The organism is Tepidisphaeraceae bacterium (genome assembly GCA_035998445.1).
Classification (GTDB): Bacteria; Planctomycetota; Phycisphaerae; order Tepidisphaerales; family Tepidisphaeraceae; genus DASYHQ01.
The window spans coordinates 186746-206701 of the sequence record DASYHQ010000052.1 but is presented as its reverse complement, the minus strand read 5'-3'; the positions used below and the strand labels follow the sequence as shown (position 1 = coordinate 206701).

Annotated in this window: 19 protein-coding genes; 10 read left to right on the top strand and 9 right to left on the bottom strand. The window is 64.1% G+C overall.

Going from position 1 to position 19956, the window contains the following annotated elements:
* Nucleotides 1-181: 181 nt before the first annotated feature.
* Together VGN72_20625 and VGN72_20620 are read left to right on the top strand one after the other, a co-directional pair.
* A complete protein-coding gene (locus tag VGN72_20625) occupies nucleotides 182-673 on the top strand; it encodes a hypothetical protein (GenBank protein HEV7301754.1) in 492 nt (163 codons plus the stop codon).
* A gap of 44 nt (nucleotides 674-717) precedes the next feature.
* Nucleotides 718-936 carry a hypothetical protein gene (locus tag VGN72_20620; GenBank protein HEV7301753.1) on the top strand — a complete coding sequence of 73 codons (219 nt, stop codon included), beginning with the start codon at nucleotides 718-720 and terminating at the stop codon, nucleotides 934-936.
* A gap of 91 nt (nucleotides 937-1027) precedes the next feature.
* Here the strand turns inward: VGN72_20620 and VGN72_20615 are convergent, their stop codons facing one another.
* The 3 genes from VGN72_20615 to VGN72_20605 all read right to left on the bottom strand — a co-directional run bounded on the left by VGN72_20615 (nucleotide 1028) and on the right by VGN72_20605 (nucleotide 4072).
* A complete protein-coding gene (locus tag VGN72_20615; protein HEV7301752.1) occupies nucleotides 1028-1933 on the bottom strand; it encodes a tyrosine recombinase in 906 nt (301 codons plus the stop codon).
* Nucleotides 1884-2147, bottom strand: coding sequence for a hypothetical protein (locus VGN72_20610; GenBank protein ID HEV7301751.1), 264 nt, complete (start codon nucleotides 2145-2147; stop codon nucleotides 1884-1886). Before VGN72_20610 ends, VGN72_20615 begins: the two co-directional genes overlap by 50 nt.
* A 284-nt stretch (nucleotides 2148-2431) precedes the next feature.
* The gene (locus tag VGN72_20605) at nucleotides 2432-4072 is read right to left on the bottom strand and encodes a ribulokinase (GenBank protein ID HEV7301750.1); all 1641 of its coding nucleotides are present in this window, start codon (nucleotides 4070-4072) and stop codon (nucleotides 2432-2434) included.
* 72 nt (nucleotides 4073-4144) lie between these two features.
* Between VGN72_20605 and trmB the strand changes: the two genes are divergently transcribed.
* The gene (gene trmB, locus VGN72_20600; GenBank protein HEV7301749.1) at nucleotides 4145-4774 is read left to right on the top strand and encodes a tRNA (guanosine(46)-N7)-methyltransferase TrmB; all 630 of its coding nucleotides are present in this window, start codon (nucleotides 4145-4147) and stop codon (nucleotides 4772-4774) included.
* Here trmB and VGN72_20595 read toward each other — a convergent pair.
* From VGN72_20595 to VGN72_20575, 5 genes are all read right to left on the bottom strand, one after another.
* Nucleotides 4771-5163: a type II toxin-antitoxin system VapC family toxin gene (locus VGN72_20595; GenBank protein HEV7301748.1), complete on the bottom strand. Its 393-nt coding sequence runs from the start codon at nucleotides 5161-5163 to the stop codon at nucleotides 4771-4773. The two genes, trmB and VGN72_20595, sit on opposite strands and share 4 nt — an antisense overlap.
* Nucleotides 5148-5375 (bottom strand): hypothetical protein, encoded by a 228-nt coding sequence (locus VGN72_20590; GenBank protein HEV7301747.1) that lies wholly within the window; start codon nucleotides 5373-5375, stop codon nucleotides 5148-5150. Before VGN72_20590 ends, VGN72_20595 begins: the two co-directional genes overlap by 16 nt.
* Before the next feature lie 34 nt (nucleotides 5376-5409).
* Nucleotides 5410-5532: a hypothetical protein gene (locus tag VGN72_20585; GenBank protein HEV7301746.1), complete on the bottom strand. Its 123-nt coding sequence runs from the start codon at nucleotides 5530-5532 to the stop codon at nucleotides 5410-5412.
* Nucleotides 5529-6746 (bottom strand): gephyrin-like molybdotransferase Glp, encoded by a 1218-nt coding sequence (gene glp, locus VGN72_20580; GenBank protein ID HEV7301745.1) that lies wholly within the window; start codon nucleotides 6744-6746, stop codon nucleotides 5529-5531. Before glp ends, VGN72_20585 begins: the two co-directional genes overlap by 4 nt.
* 87 nt (nucleotides 6747-6833) lie before the next feature.
* The gene (locus tag VGN72_20575; protein HEV7301744.1) at nucleotides 6834-8036 is read right to left on the bottom strand and encodes a Gfo/Idh/MocA family oxidoreductase; all 1203 of its coding nucleotides are present in this window, start codon (nucleotides 8034-8036) and stop codon (nucleotides 6834-6836) included.
* A 352-nt stretch (nucleotides 8037-8388) separates the two neighbouring features.
* On the opposite strand from VGN72_20575, the gene VGN72_20570 reads away from it, so the two are divergent.
* Nucleotides 8389-11334 carry a hypothetical protein gene (locus tag VGN72_20570; protein HEV7301743.1) on the top strand — a complete coding sequence of 982 codons (2946 nt, stop codon included), beginning with the start codon at nucleotides 8389-8391 and terminating at the stop codon, nucleotides 11332-11334.
* Here VGN72_20570 and VGN72_20565 read toward each other — a convergent pair.
* Nucleotides 11318-13231 carry a transketolase C-terminal domain-containing protein gene (locus VGN72_20565; GenBank protein ID HEV7301742.1) on the bottom strand — a complete coding sequence of 638 codons (1914 nt, stop codon included), beginning with the start codon at nucleotides 13229-13231 and terminating at the stop codon, nucleotides 11318-11320. The genes VGN72_20570 and VGN72_20565 overlap by 17 nt on opposite strands.
* A gap of 137 nt (nucleotides 13232-13368) precedes the next feature.
* On the opposite strand from VGN72_20565, the gene VGN72_20560 reads away from it, so the two are divergent.
* From VGN72_20560 to VGN72_20535, 6 genes are all read left to right on the top strand, one after another.
* Complete coding sequence (locus tag VGN72_20560; protein HEV7301741.1) at nucleotides 13369-14232, top strand: MBL fold metallo-hydrolase; 864 nt, start codon at nucleotides 13369-13371, stop codon at nucleotides 14230-14232.
* Nucleotides 14233-14550: 318 nt separating this feature from the next.
* A complete protein-coding gene (locus tag VGN72_20555) occupies nucleotides 14551-15021 on the top strand; it encodes a Rieske 2Fe-2S domain-containing protein (protein ID HEV7301740.1) in 471 nt (156 codons plus the stop codon).
* A gap of 25 nt (nucleotides 15022-15046) precedes the next feature.
* A complete protein-coding gene (locus VGN72_20550) occupies nucleotides 15047-16141 on the top strand; it encodes an amidohydrolase family protein (GenBank protein ID HEV7301739.1) in 1095 nt (364 codons plus the stop codon).
* A gap of 825 nt (nucleotides 16142-16966) precedes the next feature.
* Nucleotides 16967-17860 carry a formyltetrahydrofolate deformylase gene (locus tag VGN72_20545; GenBank protein ID HEV7301738.1) on the top strand — a complete coding sequence of 298 codons (894 nt, stop codon included), beginning with the start codon at nucleotides 16967-16969 and terminating at the stop codon, nucleotides 17858-17860.
* Nucleotides 17857-18672 (top strand): lipopolysaccharide kinase InaA family protein, encoded by an 816-nt coding sequence (locus tag VGN72_20540; protein HEV7301737.1) that lies wholly within the window; start codon nucleotides 17857-17859, stop codon nucleotides 18670-18672. Before VGN72_20545 ends, VGN72_20540 begins: the two co-directional genes overlap by 4 nt.
* 5 nt (nucleotides 18673-18677) lie before the next feature.
* Nucleotides 18678-19841 (top strand): glycosyltransferase family 4 protein, encoded by a 1164-nt coding sequence (locus tag VGN72_20535; GenBank protein HEV7301736.1) that lies wholly within the window; start codon nucleotides 18678-18680, stop codon nucleotides 19839-19841.
* Nucleotides 19842-19956 lie beyond the last annotated feature (115 nt).

Below are 19956 nucleotides of genomic sequence, written 5' to 3'. Positions count from 1 at the left end.
GTTGCCCCGACGCGACGCGCGCCTTGGCCATGTTGCCGCGACGCATCATCCGGTGGAATCGGCACACGTTGCCAGCGTCCGATAAAACACAGCCAACATTATTTGGTGCCCTTTTTCTGGGACTTTCGAGAAATGATCTAAAGTCGCTTTGCGCCAGCGCGCGGTTTGCTCCGCAAAGTGCGTGAGCTCGCTCGCCGACGTTGCCAGCCTCGTCATCGCCACGATGGACCTGTCCATCGTGAAGCTGCTGCGCAGCGCGATTCGCACCGCCGACATCGCCAGCGCCAACACCGTCGCGCCGCAAGGCGTCTACGCCCAGCGGCCGGCCGACCGCTACGAGCCAGCGGTCGGGGGTGGTGGATCGTTCGCGGTCCTGCCACCCGTGGGCTACGGCCCCTGCCCCACCACCTGTAGCAACGGGGTCAGCGGCGCTCGAATCGCGACGGCGATCGACCCGACGCGCATCGCGCTGCAGGACCTGGCAAACGACCGCATCGACCGCCGCACCGCCGACGGCACAGTATCGTGCGCCGCCACCACCCCACCGGCCATCCAACCCCCGTGGCGGCAGTTGCCGTGGCACGAACCGATGCCCGCCCCCAAAATCGTTAAGGTTGCCCCACCCGCACCCGATATTGTTCGTACGGGGAAGCTGATCGACTTCTACTCGTGAAGCCGACCGGCCCCATAATGTACGTTCAGGTATCGGAGGCCCCTATGCCCGCCCACGAAATCGAAGCGCTCATCTGTCTCATCGCCTCGCTCGACCGCGAAGGTCTGGCCCGCTACTTCGAAACGTATCAGGCCAACTTCCCCGTCGACTTCACCCCCGAGTTCATCGCCACCCAGCCGCTCGACCGGCTGCGGCATATTTTCCTGGCGATCTGCCTGCAGTCGAAGCGATTGCCGGACGCGCCGATGGCGATCGCAGCGTAGATCGAGCTGTGCGTTGTGCTGCGAGGCGCGCAACTCGTGAAGATTCTGGCCATTGAAGTGGCCAGTCCAGCGAGTGGTTGTGCGTGCGTGCCTACCGTCTTGGATGAAATTTTTCGTGGATCGACTTTAGTCGTTGCTGGTCGACGTGCGTGTAGATCTGCGTCGTGCCGATGTCGCTGTGGCCCAGCAGTTCCTGGACCACGCGCAGGTCCGCACCGCCACCCAGCAGGTGGCTGGCGAAGCAGTGGCGGAGGATGTGCGGCCAGCTGGGGATGCCGCTGCGTTGGCCGTACTTGCTGACGATCATCCAGAGCGCAACGCGGTCGAGCTTCTTGCCGGTGCGGGAGATGAAAATCTCCTCACGCGGCTGTTTCAACAGCTTCGGGCGGCACTCGTCCAAGTAGCGCGTGATCGCCTCGCCGGCGGCCTGGCCGAAGGGGACGATGCGTTCCTTCATGCCTTTGCCCAGCACGCGCACGACCGACACCGACAGGTTCACATCGCGCAACTTCAGCGAACAGATCTCCGACGCCCGCAGCCCGCTGGCGTACAGCAGTTCCAGAATCGCCACGTCGCGCGCGAACAGGGGTGACAGCGGATCGACCGCGTTGATGAGTTGAAGCACCTGCGCGCGACCCAGCACGTGCGGCAGGCTCTGTTCCGGCTTGGGTCGCTCCAGTTGCCGCAGGATCGTCTCGGTCTCAAACCCCTCGCCTTGCAGGTAGCGCAGAAAGACGCGAATGGCGGCCAGGCGCCGAGAGACGGTCTTGGTCGACTGGCCCTTGCGCGTCTGCGCCTGCAGGTAAAACCGGTAATCGTCGGCCGAGGCGTTGGTCAGGCATTTGCCATCGCGATCGAAGTGCGCGTGGGCGTCTTCCAGATCGCGCTGGTAGGCGATGACGGTGTTGTCGGCCAAACCCCGTTCGGTGGCGAGGTGGACCAGGAAGCTACGCAGCTGAGGTGGCCCGAGCGGTTGCCGGCGTGCCGAGCTGGACAAGGGTCGACCCATAATCGTGCTGCCGTCCGTGTGAGGTGCTCTCCACCGCCGCCCGGCGGGTGCGCCGCTCGAGCAGGCGTTCGATGTAGACCGGGCAGGTATTGTACGCGTCGAAGCAGAACTCGAACGCGTAATCGAGCCGGTCGATCTTCAACCGCCCGCTGCAGCGTGCGTCGGGACGGTTCACGAATGGACATTGATGACGTGCTTCCATCGGCCAACCCTCCATGATGCTCCGATGCGGTTTTATCGGTAACGGCATTCACGGAACGTGAGGGGGAATGCGCAATGGATGGGGCCGGAACAGGTATTTGCACGCAGGTTTTGCGCGGTGCTTCTCTTGCTTCGCTCTGGTCCCCTCTCCCGGTACGCCGGGGGAGGGTTAGGGAGGAGGCAGAGCCTCTCAAATTTTGAAGAGAATTGAAGACCCCACCCCAGCCCTCCCCCGCGAGTACGCGGGAGAGGGAGCCGGACCGCTCGATGCGACATCTGACCGCGCTAGATCTCCCGCAGCTTTCGCATCGTCGTCGCGACTGGCCCTGCCGGGTCGGCGATCGTGCGGTACATCGCGTACAAATCGTTGTACTTCGCGACCGCAGCGGCATTCGGGCGATAGACCAGGTCCTGCCGTTGGCGCGCCATGCGGCCAATGACCGTTTTGGCGGCGTCGCTGCCGGAACCCGCTTCGCTACTGGCCAACACACCGAGGATCGCGGCGCCGAGCGCGACGGATTGGTCGCTCTCGGCCAGGCGGATCTCCTTGCCCAGCACGTCGGCGTAGATCTGCATGAGCAACGGTGACTTGGCCGGCAGCCCGCCACTGGCGACGAAGCGTTCGACCGGCACGTCGGCGTTCTGGATTGTTTCGACGATCCACCGCACGCCCATGGCCGTGGCTTCCATCAGCGCGCGGTACATTTGCGCGGGTCGGGTGCCGAGCGTGACGCCGAGGAACGCGCCGGACAGTCGCCCGTCCATCAGCGGCGTACGGCAGCCATTCAACCAGTCCAGCGCCAGCACCCCGCCCGATCCCGGCCCGAGATCGGCCGCCTCACGGCTGAGTTTTTCGTGCGACAGGCCGAACGTTTCCACGAGCCACGCAAACGCGTCACCCACGCTCGCTTGACCGGTTTCAACGCCGTAGAAGCCCGGCAGAATCCCATCCTGCACCACGCCCGCGACGCCGGGGATGGGCGCATCGCCGAGCGCGTTCATCATGTGGCACGAGCTGGTGCCCATGACGAGGACCATGGTCGACGCATCCGCTACGCCCGCGCCAGGCACGCCGGCGTGGGCATCGATGATCGCCGCCGACACCGGCGTGCCAGCGCGCAACCCGAACAGCGCTGCGGCTGCCTCGGTCAGCGTGCCGGCGCGGGCGCCAGGGGCGACCATCTCGCCGGGCATCTTCTCGGCGACCACGTCGCGCATCTTCGGGTTTACGGCCTCGAAATAGTCGGGTGACGGAAAGCCCGTCTCGCCGTTCCACATCGCCTTGTAGCCGGCCTGGCAGGTCGAGCGTGACAGGTTCTTCGTCGAACACTTCGGGAACGGTCCATCGACCAGCTGCCAGACGAACCAGTCGCCCGCCTCCAGCCAGACGTCGGCAATGTCGTAGACGCCGGGCTCGTGGTTGAGCGTTTCCAGCACCTTGGGAAAGAACCATTCAAGGCCGATCGTGCCGCCGTAGCGGCTTAGCCAGGGCTCGTTGCGCTGCCGGGCGACCTCGTTGATGCGGTCCGTCTCGGCCTTGGCGGCGTGGTGCTTCCAGAGCTTGGGGTACGCCAGCGGCACCCGGCCGAAGCGCTCGAACAGGCAGACGGGCGTGCCGTCGGCGAAGGCCGGCATCATCGTGCAGCTGGTGAAGTCGACGCCAATGCCCACCACGTCGGCCGCGCTCGCGCCGCTCTTGGTCAGCGCGTCCTTGCACGCCGCTGCGGCGTCGGTTAGCCAGTCCTGCGGGTGCTGCAGCGCATAATCGGGCGGCAGCTTTACCTCGGCGTCGGGCAGCACGTCATCAATGACGCCGTGCGCATACGAACGTGATGCCTGGCCCGCGACACGACCATTCGACACATCGACGATCACCACGCGGACGCTCTCGGTACCAAAGTCGAAACCCACTGAATATTGCGACATGTTTGCTAGCTCCCGTTCACGCCGGCCCGACGACACCACATCGGGCGGGTCCGCGAGTATACTCGTTGCCCCATGCAATCGTCTCATGAGTTAATCGTCGAACCCGTCGGCCTCGATCCCGACGCGTTACCCAAGCCGTTGATCTGGTCGGAACTGTACGGCAACGCCAATAAGGTGGAACTGGAGGTCGGCATGGGCAAGGGCACGTTCCTGTGCGAACAGGCCCGCAGCCGCTTGGACACGAACTTCTTCGGCATCGAATGGGCCCGCTGGTTCTGGCGCTACGCCAGCGATCGCATGCGGCGGCACAACTGCGCCAACGCCCGCACCGTGCGCGCCGAGGCGAGCTTTTTCCTGACCGAGTTCGTGCCGCCAGCGAGCTTGTCGGTCGTCCACATCTACTTTCCTGACCCCTGGCCCAAGGCCCGCCATCACAAGCGGCGTCTGGTCCAGCCGAAGTTCATGCCCCTGCTGCACCGCGTGCTGGTGCCGGGCGGCCGCGTGCAGATCGTGACCGATCACAAGGGATACTGGGACGAGAACATCGAACCCACGCTGCGCGCCGCTGCGGGATTTACGGTGGTGGATTACAACCGCCCCGGATCGGCCAACGAGGGGGAATTCGTCGGCACGAACTTCGAACGCAAGTACCGCCGCGAGGGGCGACCGTTTTACGCGCTGGCGGCGGTGAAGGAAGGTTAGATCACTTCGACGGGAATTTCGGTGACGCGCGAGAGTTGCCTATCGCCGGTGAGGAATGTGTTGGCGTTCAAACTTACCGCGGATGCGACGTGCAAGACGTCCGGGGTGCGTAGCCGGTATTTAGCGCGAAGGCGCGTTGCAAGATCGATCACGTCCGTCGTCACGTCACCGATCAATAGCTCGTTACCGTCGAAGAACGCGTCGAACTCCCCTAGAACCATGCTGTTGCCGTCAGCCATTGGCTTCGTGCGGCACTCGAGCCGGGTTAGTTGTGACATGCATACCCTGGTGCCTACCAGTCGTGAATGAGGTGCAGCGCGAACCGCAGGCGAGCCTTTTATCAATCTAATAACGACGTTCGCGTCGAGGTAGATCAACGATCGCCCCATTCGGCGCGCTCGGCACGGACCTGCGCGTCAATGTCTTCTGCGGTTCGAGTGCCGGTAGAGCGGGCAACCACATCCCAGATCGAATGCCCGCCCTTGCCCTGAACCGTCGCCGGCTCTTCGAACACGACTACGACTTCCGTGGGCTTAGCGCCACGTAGCTCGGCCGGCACCTCAATCGACTCGCCGTTGAATTTGGTTTTGATGGCTACCATTTGGCCTCCGGATCGGCCCGATTGTAGCAGTTCCTCAAGGCGTGGTCACCACCACGTCACCGTCGTGGTCGTCATCATCGCCACTACGGCACTGGAACGAGCCACCAAAGCTGAAGGCGGCGACGATCACGAGCAGGGTAAGGGTTCGGAAGTTCATTGGGGGATCTCCAACAGTCGCACCCGGTCACCGGCGGCTAACGCCGGGGCATTTTCGGGGTGGACGATCAGCGCATTGGCCGCCGCCAAGGTATAGACGTCGGCCGAGCCGCGCCATTTCAAGGGATGGACCGTTTCACCGTCGAACATCGCGGGTTGATAGAACTCGCGCGGGCCATTGGCGGGCAGGCCGGTGGCAAGCGCCCCCACCCGCCAGGCGGGCTCGGCCAGGCCACCGCTCAACCGGCTGATGAGCCGGGCCGCGAGGCGCAGGGTGCAGACGAAGGCGCTGACCGGGTTGCCGGGCAGACCAAAGGCGAACGTGTCGCCGATCGTCGCAAAGACGAAAGGTTTGCCCGGCTTGATGCGCAGTTTCGTCACCTTCAGCGCAGCGCCCATCTCGCGCAGCACGCGCGGCACGTAGTCGTACTGGCCCATGCTCATGCCGCCGGTGATGAACATCGCGTCGAACGCTCGGGCACGCTCCAGCACATTGCGCACATCGGCCGGTTCGTCGCGAACCACGCCTAAATCGGTCACGTCGCAGCCGAGGCGCTTTAGCAGGCCCGCGAGCATCAGGTTGTTCGCATTGCGGATCTGCCCCGCGGCCGGCGTGGCGTAGATCGGCACGACCTCGTCACCACTGCCGATGATCGCCACCCGCGGCCGCGCGAAGACGCGCACAGTCGCGGCGCCGACGCTGCCCGCGACGGCCAGTTGCGCCGGGCCCAATCGCATGCCGGCCGGCAACAGTGGTTGCCCGTTCCTCGCATCGTCCCCTTGCTTGGCGATGAACCGTGACGGTCGATCGACGCGTTGCAGCGCGACTTGGTTCGCGGACGTGGGATGCGATCGATCAACGAACTCGACGGGCACCACGCCATCCGCCCCCGGAGGCATCGGGGCGCCGGTCATAATGCCCATCGCTTCACCCGACAACACACCGCGCTGGGGCCACGCGCCGGCGGCGATCTCGCCGACGAGGTTCAGCACGGTCACGTCGTCCTTCAGATCGGCGGCGCGGACGGCGTAGCCGTCCATCAGGCTTTTGTCGAACGGCGGGTAGTCGCGATCAGCCGCGATCGGCTCGGCGAGCCGCAGGCCCATCGCTTCCGCCAACGGCAGCGCGATTGGTCGCGGATGTACAGGCTCCGCATCGATGATCGCGATCGCCTGCTCGACAGTGAGAAGATCGGAGACGTCAGGCTCGGTCATGCTGCGACCATTGCAACGCGGAGCGCGTCGCGCTGCAAGGCGCGCGTACCTTCTTGGACATCTATGCGTCGCCTGCCTGCTGCGCGTCTACTGCAGCGCCGCCTCATCCATACTAGACGCAGTCGTCGGCGACGCCTGCTGGGCCTCGCTTAAGCCGCACAGGTCTTCGCCGCAGGCGATCTCCGGTTGGCCGACGGGCACCGGCTCGGCCGGGCACGATTGCGGGCGCACGGGCAGGCCGAACCCGTTGCGCAGGGTGCGGCGATGCTTCAGAATCTCCTGCATCTCACGCTGGGTGCCGACGGCCGGTGGCACGTTGGCGACGGCATCGTTCAGCATGGCCCACGACACTTCCGACGCGATCACGCTGTCGCGCGCCGTGGGGAAGCCGAGGTTCTTGCCCGCACGCACGCTGCGGGCGAACAGTTCGCACATCACGTCGAGCTTCTTGTCGTTGAACAGCGCGGTCTTGGTCTGCGTGTGGTTGACGCCGTGACAGTGAATCGTGGCGTTCTTGAAGTCGTGGGTCATGCGGGCGATGCCCTTGGTGCCGATGACGTCGACGTAGCAGTTGTGCGTCTTATCCTTGGCCAGGTGGCCGTAGACGAAGCCCTGCGTGATGTCGAACGCGACGCCGTTCTCGAACGTGCCGTGGCACTGCACCCACCAGGGGTCCTTATGGTTCCACATGCGCATGCCCTGGGCATGCCAGGTGGCGAACTCGCTCTTGGCGTACCAGCGGGCGACGTCGACGTAGTGCATGCCGCAGTCGTGGAACGGCGGGCCTTCGGGGTCGTGCCCTTCACCTGGCATGTGGCCGGGCGTCATGTGGCAGACGCGGATGATCGCCAGCTTGCCGATCTCCCCTTCCGCAATGAACGCCTGAATCTCGCGGTGGTACCACGCGTTGCGGTTGAACAGGTTCACCGCCACCAACTGCTTGCTGGCCTCGATCTCCTCGACGAGCTTCCACTCGTCGGCGACGTCGGCACCGAGCGGCTTTTCCGCCAGGATGTGCAGCTTGTTGGCCAGCGCCTTGCGGATGAGCGCCGGCCGCACGTCGGCCAAGGTATAGATGCCGACGACGCTGATCGTCGGGTCGTTGAGTACCTCCTCGGGGTCGCTGGCGATGCGGGCGGTCGGCACCGTCTTGGCCGCCAGCTCGCGCGTCGGCCCATGCACGTCGCAGATCGCGACGATTTCCCAATCGTCCGACGCCTGCATCGCCGACACAAAGCCCCTGCCCATCCGCCCGAAGCCGATGACACCGACGCGATGTTTTTGATTCATGGGTGGTTCCCGGGACCCGTCAACCCAGCCGTAAAACGTACGGCCAGTTCGAAACGAATTATAGCACGTTTTCGAGCCAGCATATATCGAGACACGTGTGCGCCAAGCGACACATGGATAAAGCCTATCTCGAAAAACACTTACGTCGCGTTATGCAAGCGAACGAAACGAAGCGACACGTGGACGCGTTGGACGGGAACAGTTGATATGCTGTATTGGGTTCGACTTCTATCGGCAGACGAAAAGGCACGAAAAGGTCTTCAAGAGCGATCTGAGATCGAATGTCGTCATTTCGATCGCCCGGACGGCCACGCGAGTCCGCGGGTCCATGTCCCAGTCGGGAGAGAATAGCTTGAGCACGATCGTCAAAAAAATAGCTGCCGGCGTCGCCGCCGTAGTAGCGGTTGGGTTCGCGGGACACGCGGTGTACCAGTTTCTACAAGCGCCCGAACAGGGGATGCCCACCGTCGACCGCCTGCAGGACCGCGCGCCCACGCCGGACGAGTTGCACGTGTTCGCCCGTGAGGACTCCGAGTTGATGGCCGCGTTGTCGACCCGTCAACGGTGGGTGAAGTTGCCACTGCGCGGCGCCTCGGTCGCGTCGAGCGCCGACGGGACAACTTACTTCAAGATGGCGGCGGGAAGCGCCGAGGCGTTCAAGGGGTCGTTCGCCGAGTTCGCCGCCGGGCGGTCGAAGACGATCCGTGGCAACGGCTCGCTGTTGCTGGTTGACTCGGTCGGGCGCCACTGGGGCGTAGGCAATAGCGCGATGCGCGACATCGTCGCGCACGACGGGAAAAACTGGCTTCCACCACACCCACTACCAGCGCCCATCAGCACCGCCAAGGCGGACCAACCGACGACCCGGCGGGCGTCGCGTGGCAACGGGATGACGTACGTCCGTTCAGCATTGGAGATGCCGGAGACGGGAGACGTCTACTTCGCTACGACGGCCGAGCTCGGCGACGACCGCCCCGCGGGCCTGCACCGCGTCGACAAGGTCGGGAACTGGAGCACGATCCCCTACCCGCCGGGTACGGTCGTGAGTCGTGACGTCAAGCTTATCAGGATAGCGGGTGGGCAAGTTGCGATAGTCCCACTGACCTCGGGCGGTATCGCGAGCCGGCGGATCGTCCAGCATTATGCCCGTTCGGCCGGTTCCGGCGACCTACCTGCGCTTCCGCCACCTGCGGTGCTCCTATGGGACGGGCTGGGCTGGTCATCCTACCGCCCCACGGCCCGCCCCGGGCGCACACTCTCCCGCGTGGTCGCGTTGCCCGATGGGTCAATCTTGACGTACACGGAACACGACGCCGTCGAGTTGGCATGGCCCACCGCTAGCGGTCCGATGGCCGAGGACAACCCCAACCGAGTCGCCGCGCGCAGGTTGATCGAGCGGCTAAGCGAAACGGACGCCGTGCCGATGATGGATGCGTTGGCCGCATTGATGCGGCTCGGCCCCGCGGGCGCGGTGGAGGTAGACGCTGCGCTGGCGGACGAGTCGGCGCACCCGGGGCAGGCTCGCGTGCTCCTGGGGTTCGCCAAGCGCGAGTTGGCTACCCTTCTATCACCCACTGCCGACGCGCCGTCCGTGCCATTGCTAGGTGGCCGATTCAAGGTCCGCTGGCCGCTCTTCCTGTCACATAGGGCTGATGGACAGACCCGCTTCTACGTCGAGGAATGTGCGGACAAGCTGACGGGCCGGTTGCTCGGGGACGGCATCCTGACCGTCACGCCTGCGGGTCAGTGGTCGTTCACCCCGCTCGTCGACAAAGGCACGTTCCACTACAAAGATTCGTCGATTGCTGAAATGTACGTCGACACCGGCGAAGCACTGTTCATCGGCAACAAATCGTTTTCCGTGGGATCGCAGGTTTTGTCCCGGTCGAACAAGCCGTTCGGGATCGAGCTGAAGCGCGTGATGATCGGCGACGACGTCAACGGTGGCCGCATCTTCTACGAAGGCGCCGACGGCGGCACCTACGTCTGCAACCTGGCCATTCCGGATGCGGCGAACGATTACCCACTGGCGTACCTCGATGGCGCCTCTGCGCTGTACCGCACGCGCGCCGGCGCCTCGACCGCATGGACGGCGATGCGTCAGCTGTACGAACTTCGCGCCGATGGCACGGCCACCCCAATAAACATTCCCGGTCCCGCCGACACGATCGCCGAAATGTTATGGCCCCTAGATGACAAGGCCGCCATTGTTTGGCTGCGCCCGCGTGTCATCCGGCAGGACTATGGCTCCTCCGACTGCTTCCTGTATGTCGACGGGCGATGGCTGGGGCCATTCAAGTCGAGCCGCGCGCTGATCAACGCGCACGCCACGGCGTTCGCACGACACGCGCCGCGGGACTTCATCCCACAGCACAACATGGGCAACCGGCAATCCACGTTCCGCATTGGGTCCGACCGCGGCCGTGGGCTGTGGTTTCTTGGGGAAACGGCGGCCTTCATCGCCAACAAGACCGAGACCCTACACCTCATCGAGCGAACGAGCGTCCTTGAGTACTTCGACGGCAAGGACTGGCACGACGCGTGGTCGCCGTTCGCCAGCGACTATGCCACCGTGATGGCCGAACGCTTTGCGCCGCCCGAAACTGGTCAGCCCACATCGAAGCGGGATGTCCCGCCGCAACTGAAGCCGCCGATATCGGATTTCTACACAATACTGGGCAGCTTGGACGACGGGCAGACGGTAGTGATTCACGACTACGGGAGGCGCTGCCTATGGGGCCTAAAATATGAGGCCGGACGGATGATCCGAACACCGTTACCCGGCGGCGAGACAATCGAGGGTGTGCCGACGCTCGTTGACGTGAACGGCCAAGCCGGATGGTTCTCGGTAGCCGGTTCGGACGGGATATTCAGGACCTATCGCTACGCCGCGGGCAAACTAATGCCGGTCAACGTGGCCGGTCAGGGTTTCGCGACCGACCGCGCCGGGCGGTTGTGGCTACGCGACGGCACGACGCTGCGGGTCATCGACGCCACGGGCCGAACGGCGTCGACGCAAATCCAGGATCTAGACCGCTCGACCCGCCTCTTAGAGGCGGAGGCGGGCACCCTGTGGGCCGTGGGCGTGACCGGCGTGTCACGCGTGAAGCTTTCGGCCGATGGCGCTTCGCTGACGAACGAGCCGATGATGACCTGGGCGACGCCGTTCAGCTCGCTGACCGATCCCACCGCAACAGTTTGGGCCGATGCCGCTGGCGGCATCTGGATGCGCGGCGCCGACACACGTATTGGCCGGCTCACGCCCACGTTGACGCCGGCCTCTACGCCAGTTCCTTGATCCCCTTCGCAATCCCCGTGGGGTCAAGCCCTTGGAAGCCCATTTGTTGCCACAGGCCGCCGGGGCCTTCGAGGTGGACGCCGATGTTGTTGTACTTGCCCTTGAAGCCGCGCTTCAGCAACTGCGTGCCGAAGCGGCTGCCGAGGCCGGTCTTGACGTTGTAGCCTTCCACCACCATCACCCAAGGCGCGGCGGCGTACTTCTTCATCATCGCTTCGTCGTAGACGTTCAGCGACGGCTTGTTCACCAGCGTGACGTTCGTCCCCTGCTCCTTCAAGCCGATGACTGCGTCCAGCGAACGGTAGACCGTCTCGCCGACCGCGATCACATAGCCGGCCTTGTCGCCACCGTCGCGAACGACGTAGTCCTTGCCGGGCTCGAAGTCCTTGCCCTGGTACAGCGGCTTGCCGGCGTCGTCGAGCAAATCGGGCACCGGGGCGCGGGTGCTGAAGAGGAAGCGCAGGCCCTTGTCATTGAAGATGCGCTTGATACACGCCGCGAACTGGTGCTGGTCGGCGGGGAAGTAAAGGCGCGTCGTGTCCTCACCGTGGCCGGGCCGCACGCCACCGTCGGCGAAGAAGCTGTTGATGCCGAAGTGGCACGTGTTGTCGGCCATGTCGTCGACGCCGCTGTGGCTGAAGTGGGCCAGCACGTTCGAGAAGTTCAGGCGCGCCATCGTGATCTCGCTGACGCACATCTCCAGGAACGCGCTGAACGTGCCGTAGATGCCCTGCTTGCCCTCCACGCTACCGAAGCCCGCCGCCGCGGCGTAGTTGCCGCGCTCCATGATGCCGGCTTGCACGAAGATCTCGGGGAACTTCTTGTGAATGTGGTGCAGACCGCACGAGCCTTCCAGGTCGTTGTCGAACACGCGCACCGTCGCCAGCCGTTCTTCCTGAGACATCGCGCCGATGATCTCGTTGATCACCTTGCCGAAGTCATCGCGGTTCTTGCCGGCGCCGCTGGAACCCTTGTAGGTGATGGGGCTCTTGTCCATCTTCGGCGCGCTCTTGAGCATCTCGATGGCCTTCGTGTGGCCGCGCTTCTCGAGGTACTTGGCCGCGATGTCGACCTTCAGCACCTCGTGGGCGTGGGGGTGACCCTCGGCCCCTTCGATGCCGGGCGCCATCTTGCGCATGATGATCAGGGCACGCGGCTGGTCGTCCGAGAACGTGCGGGCCAGGCCGGCGTACAGCGAGCTGTAATCCTCACCCAGCACGGTCTCGATCTGCAACCCGTAGCCCGCGAGCGTGCGCGATAGGTCGTAGCCTTGCATGTACTGCTGCGGGTGCCCGCCGATCGTGACGTTGTTGTCGTCGATCAGCATCTTCACGTTCAGCTTCTTGCCGACCGCCAAGCGGGCGGCCTCGGCGTTGTCCCCTTCCATCTGGCTGCCGTCCGACCCCAGCACGACGACGGCCTTGCCCGGGTTGGCCATCGCGATGCCGTTGCAGTGGGCCCACATGTGCCCAAGCCGGCCGGAGCTGAACTCGACGCCGGGCGTCAGCAGCTTTTCCGGGTGACCGGGCAGGCCCTCGTTGAACTCACGGTAATGCAGCAACTTCTCGGCCGGCATGTGCCCGTCGAGCACGCTGTTGAGGTAAACCGTAGCCACGCGGTGGCCGGCCTCGTCGTACAGCTGCGGCACGATCGGCGCCCCACCATCGATGAACGCGCGGACGATCAACGCCTCGGGCACGGTGTCGTACGCCCCACCGGTGTGCCCACTCAGCCCCTTGGCCCCGGCGAGCGCCGTGAAGAAGACGATCGCGTCGCGGCACAGATCGATGTTGAACTGCAGCGTCGCGGCCTGCTCGTCCGTCAGCGTGTTTACTTTGGGGTCGAGCTTGAGGGGCTTGAGGGCTTTGAGATCGATGGGGAAGGTTTCGTTTGCCATGGTTGGCCGAATCTTACAGGGGCGAACCCGCGTGGCAAGGTACGAATGCCTAGGCTCGATTGTGAAAGAGATTGAACCGTCTCTTTCCCACGGCCGCGCTTGCATAACGAAAACGGCATCCCCACAATCCCCTAACGATGACACGGACGTCGGTCGAACTTTCCATCCTGGGCAGCGGGTCGAGCGGCAACGCGTCGGTCCTGCGAACGCCGGGCGGCGTGCTGATGATCGATGCGGGCATCGGGCCGCGCGCGATCCTGAAGCGTCTGCAGAACACGGGTGTCACCGTCGCCGACGTGCGGGCGCTCGTGCTGACGCACCTCGACAGCGACCACTTCTCCTGCAATTGGGTCAACACGCTCGCCGCCAACGGAGTGCGGGTCTACGTGCACTTCAGCCGGGCGAAACAACTGCTGTACAAGGCCCAGGAATGCTCCGGTTTCGATGCGTTCCAAAGGCTCGTCGTGCCGTTCGATGGCGATTTTGAACCGCTGCCTGGCGTGAACGTCTCGCCGATCTCACTGGCGCACGACGAGCACGGCTCGCACGGGTACGTAATCACCAGCGACGGCGTGCGCATCGGCTTCGCGACCGACCTCGGTCGGGTGCCGCCTTACCTCATCGAGCGGTTCACCGGCGTCGACATCCTCGCGATCGAAAGCAACTACGACCCGCAGATGCAGCGGCTGTCTGGCCGACCGATGTTCCTGCAGCATCGCATCACCGGTGGCCGCGGTCACCTGTCCAACAGCCAGGCACTGGCGGCGGTAAAGGCGATCTTCGCCCGCTGCGACGCCACGCTAACCCCGCTGCCGGCCCACGTGGTGCTGCTGCATCGCAGCCGCGATTGCAATTGTCCGGTGCTGTTGCGCGATTACTTCGCATCCGATGCGCGCATCGCCCCACGGCTGACGTTGGCCGAGCCTTTTTCGCCCACGCCATGGCTCGCCCCCGCTGCCCGCGTGCCCGCGGTGGGGGAACAGATGACGTTGGCGTTTTAGACCCTCTGATTAGAGTGGCATCCTCAGAGGGGTGTTGAAGGATAATGCCGCGTCCGCTCTGGCCGTGGCATGGGCGTCTCGCCCATGCCTGTGGAATGGAATGGGAAATGCGATTTGCTGGCTGCTGCGCTGGCCAAGCCGCTGATCCAAATCCAGACCGTTGGCCTTACCACACGCATGGGCGAGACGCCCATGCCACGGTCGGAGCGCGTAATCGTGTTGTATCACAACCCCTGACGAGCCTTCTGGAAGGATATTGAATTTCGGGTCCCGCTAGCGGTTTCGCAGACGGACCAGCGCCTATCATTCCTCAACGTGATGTACGAGTACCCCACCCGCCGACAGTTCCTCATCGCAAGTGGCGCAACGCTCTGCCTCGCGGCGTTCGGTGGCATGGCGCGGGCGGCTGAAATCTTCGCCGCGGCGTCGAAGGAAGAGTCGTACGATGCCGGCCCGCTATCCGACTTTGGCGAGGGGATCGCCGACACGTTCGCCAACAGTTACCCGAACTTCTTCGTCGTGCGGACGAAGGATCGGCTGTTCGTCTCCAGCAGCTTCTGCACGAAGGAGCGATGCGTCGTCCGCAGGACCGGCGCGGGGTACAGCTGCACGTGTCACCGGTGCAAGTTCACGCCCGAGGGCGTGCCGTTGCGCGGGCCGGCGTACAAGCCGTTGCCGCGGTACGCGGTGAAGCTGGACGACCGCAAGCACGTCATCGTCGATCTGACGCGCCAGTTCGAGCAGGACGAATGGGATAAGCCCGACGCATCTGTGAAAGTTGCGCTATAACATCGCCGACGGCGGTTCATAACGCGTGCCGTGGCTTGTCTCGCCCGCCAGTCCACCGCTACCATTCGCCAGCAAGATGACCACCGTCGCCGCACCCACCCTGGTTGAAGCCCCGCCGCCCCCACCGGCGTTCGCGCCGGCGGTGCCTGCCGACTACAACCGCACGCACATCGACTTTCGCGCCCCCATGCCCCGGCCGAAGGTGCGCGGCACCGTCATCGACGCCCACTGTCACCTGTTCGCCGCCAAGCACGCCAAGCCGTGGTTCGAAGCGGCCGACCATTACGGCATTAACACCTTCATCACGATGACGCCGATCGAAGAGGCCCTCACGCTCGCGCGCGATTGGCCCGGCCGGTTGCACTTCATCGCGATTCCGAAGTGGCGCGACCCGTCGCCCAACTTCCTGGACGACTGGCTGTTGAAGATCGAGGCCTTCTACAACCTGGGCAGCCGCATCGCCAAGTTCCACATGGCGCCGGCGACCATGGAGGCTTCTAAACTTCGCCTCGACAGCCCCGCCATTCGCCGGGTGATGGACGAGCTGGTCGCCCGCAAGATGGCGATCATGACCCACGTGGGCGACCCCGACACCTGGTACTGTTCCAAGTACACCGACTGCGGCCGGTACGGCCAGCGCGAGGAACACTACAAGCTCTGGGAAGACACCCTCGAAGCCTATCGCGGTCACCCCTGGCTGGGCGCGCATCTGGGTGGCAATCCAGAGAACCTGCCACGCCTGCAACGGCTGCTGGACAAGTTCCCTGATCTATGGCTCGACTGCAGCGCGACGCGCTGGATGGTGCGCGAGATCAGCGCCCGCCGCGACGCCGCTCGTGATTTTATGATCCGCAATCAGGACCGCATCCTGTTCGGTTCCGACCAGGTGAGCGGCGACGATCGCGACTTCGATTTTTATGCCAGCCGATTCTGGTGCCACCGCAAGCTCTGGGAGACGGCTTACGTCGGTGAAAGCCCGATCACCGACCCCGACCTGCCCCCCGACGCCCAGCCCACCCTGCGCGGCCTGGCGCTACCGGACGAGGTGCTGCAGAAGATCTACCACGACAACACGACCCGCTTCATGGCCCTGCTGGGCGCACGGTTCAGCGGCGAGTGACCCCGCCCGCCGATGTCTCGTCAGGCACTGCCTGCCGGATCAAGTGAGTGCCCACACGCAGGGTTGTCATCCCGAAGGGAGCCTAAGGCGACCTGAGGGATCTCGACCGACTGACGGTGCGGGCCTTGGGAGATCCCTCAGGTCGCAAAGGCTCCCTTCGGGATGACATGGGTTTCGCCAGCGCGTGATCCGTCATACGGTGCCCAGCCCACCCCAATCGCCGACGGCCAATAATAGGGCCACAAAAATCCTTTCCGGCACACTGACGCGTGACAGCACGCCATTCGACATGCATGTGAAGCCATTTGACATGCATGTCAAACGATTTGACATGCATGTCAAACGACCTGACATGCATGTCAAACGACCTGACATGCATGTCAAGCGACTTGGCATGCATGTCAAACGACCTGGCATGCATGTCAAACGACTTCACATGCATGTGAAATGACCTCGCAGACGTCGAATGACCCTCTAGGGTTGTCCGATAACGCAAGCGGCTCGCCGGCTGCCGTGGGGCGTAGCCACGCCCCTGCGGATCGCACGTCGTTCCCGCCGCAGCACGCCCGGTCTACAGCGGCTATCAGTTGATCGCAGCGTGGCACGGGTTTTCAACCCGTGTTCCCCCTCGAGAAAATCACGGGTTGAAAACCCGTGCCACGAAAAGCTGCCGCTACGATGTGCTGGTAGCGGCTCTTACTCGCACCGCGCCCCAATCGCCACCCGACCGCTTACCGGCGATGCGTTGCCGGGTTACACTGGTAACGTCGAAGAAGTGATGGATGCCTGCTTATTCCTGTTATTGACCGCGAAGGAGTTCCAACTTTGCCCGCCAACGTGTTAGCCGTCGTCAGCGTCTTGGGGAAGGACCAGAAAGGCGTCGTCGCGCAATTCGCGACGTACCTCGCCGAGCGCGGCGTGAACATCGAGGACATCGAACAGCGCGTCGTGCGCGGGTTCTTCGTCATGGACATGCTCGTCGACCTGAAGGAGGTCACCACCGACCTGGGCGGCCTGATCACCGGGTTGCTCAGCCTCGGGCAGAAGATCGACATGGAGGTGCGCGTCCACCTGCACTCGCAAGCGCGCAAACGCAAGGTTGCGCTTTTGGTGAGTAAGGAAGCGCACTGCCTCGAACAACTGCTGGAAGATGCCCACCACGGCAAACTACATGGTGAGGTCGCGGTGATCCTCGGGAACCATCCCGATCTCGAACCGATCGCCAAGGCCGCCGGTGTGCCGTTCGCGTGGCAGTCGGCCAGCGACCTTGAGGCGCACTTCAAGTGGCTCGCCGACCAGTTGCAGCAGTACGCGGCCGACCTCGTCGTGCTGGCGCGTTACATGCGCATCCTGCCCCCGACGCTGGTACAGAAGTACCGCCACAAGATCATCAATATTCACCCCTCGCTGCTCCCCTACTTCCCCGGGGCAGCCCCATACAAGCAGGCCTACGAGAGCGGCGTGCGCGTGCACGGCTGCACGGCCCACTTCGTCACCGAACAGCTCGACGAAGGCCCGGTCATCCTGCAGGACGTCTTCCACATCAACGTCGGCCAGGATTCGCTGGACGACGTGAAGCGCAAGGGCCTCGAACTGGAAGCGCATGTGCTGAGCAAGTCGGTGCAGTTGTTCCTGGACGAGGAACTGGTTGTGGTGGACGGCAAGGTGATCTTCAAACCGGGCATCAGCCGGTTCATGAACGCGGGGAACGACGCGTGAGCACCACAAGCCGCGTTGTAGAAGACGATGGTGCGTTCTATCGTGCCGAGTCGGCGTACGCGAGCCTGTTGCGTGACGTGGGCCTCGTGGACGGCGAGAGCGTATACGAACATCCCGACATCAAAGCGTGGCGGATTCTTCCAGATCGCGAGAACTGTACGCTGGATGCGAAGCTAAAGGACGGACGCTCGATTCGGCTTCACATAAAGCGATGGAAGCGGCCTGAAGCGTTGCGCCTGTTCGGACCGAATGCTGAACAAGTCGGCGTAATACTCCTTAAAAGAGCAGGCATTCTCAGCGTCCCCTTCGCTGCAGCCGGTCTACTTCATGACGGCCGAGGTTTCATCATCACCGAAGACCTGCTGGCGATGGGCTACGACGATGCCGAGAAACTGATCGAGCGCAAGCAGATCGCCTTCGACACCGTCCGCGATGCGATGGCCGACCTCGCCGCCAAGCTGCATCGCGCGAAGCTGCGGCATCGCGATTTGTACCTGTGCCACTTCTTCCTGAACACGAACGACCCGACGACCGACATCCGCCTGATCGACGCCGCCCGCGTCTCACCGTTGCCGCGGTTCTTCGCCCGGCGGTGGATCGTGAAGGATCTAGCGCAGTTCTGGTACAGCACGACGAAGCTGCCGATCACCGACGCGCAGCGCGACGCGTGGCTGGCGCGCTACTGCGAGCAGGCCGACGATGACTTCGCGCGAACGAAGAAACAGGTCGTGCGTAAATCGAACTGGATCGCGCGCCACGACGCCAAGCTGAACGCCGCCCAACCCAAGCGCAACGTCTCGTTGAACCACTGACCGCCATGAAGATCGCGCTCGTCATCCTCGATTCCGACAAAGCACGCGGCGGCGCCGAACGCTACACCGTCGACCTCGCCCACGCGCTCGCCGGCGCCGGTCACGACACCACGCTGATCTCGGCGGCCTTATCACCCAAGGAAGAGACCACCGACACCACCAGCCAGCCCTTCGCGCAAGTGAAGCTGCGCGGCGGTGGCCTGACGCGCACGCGGCGGTATCGGCGGTTCATCGACTCGGTCGACGCGCACCTGCTGGCAACGCCGTACGACATCGTCCACGCCATGCTGCCCATCCGCCGGGCCGACCTGTACCATCCGCACGCAGGCGTGGCGACGCAAGTGGGACGCAAGGCCAACGCGATCTTCAACCCCCGCCGCAAGGCGATGGCGGAGGTGGAGGAGGAACTGCTGGACGATGGTGACGTGCCGCCGACGGTGCTGTGTCTGTCCCAGTACGTCGAGCGGCACCTGAAGCATTACTACCCCAACGCATCGACCGCGACGCTGTTCAACGCCGTCGATCTGCAGAAGTTCGATCCCGCGATTCGACCCGACGCCGGCGCGGCGATTCGCCAGAAGTACGCGATAGCAGAGGGTGACGTCGTCGCGCTCATCATCGCCCAGGACTTCGCCCGAAAAGGCGTACGACAGGCGATCGAGGCCGTCGCTGCGACGGCGGACAAGCGATTGCGGCTGCTCGTTGTGGGCGACGGTGCCGTCCGCCGATATGCACGGCTGGCCAGCAAGCTCGGCGTCGCCGACCGCGTCACGTTCACCGGCCGCACCGACGACGCCTACGCGTTCTATCAAGCCGCCGACTTCTTCGTCCTACCGACACGGCACGACCCATGCAGCCTCGTGGTGCTCGAAGCGCTGGCGATGGGCCTGCCGGTCATCAGCACCACGTCCAACGGCGCCACCGAGATCATGAACGGCACGCACGGCTGCGTTCTCTCCGATCCCGGTGATGTCGCTGCGTTGGTTCGTGCGATCGAAGTGGTACTGGACAACGACTCACGCCAACACATGGCCGCCGCCTGCCTGACGCTGCGCCCGCAGTTGGCGTACGAGGCCCACTTGGCCGCGTTGCTGGCGATCTACGAATCGCGACTGGCGGCAAAGGCTCTCTCCGGCCCCGCTTCCGGTACTCCGGGAGAAGTTGGGTGAGGGTGATTGGTGTTTGGGAAGCGCGCCGCGTCGGCCATGCCTTACCGTGGCATGGGCGTCTCGCCCATGCGTGTTGATTGAAATAACGATTTGATTGGTGCCAGACCGCGCCCGC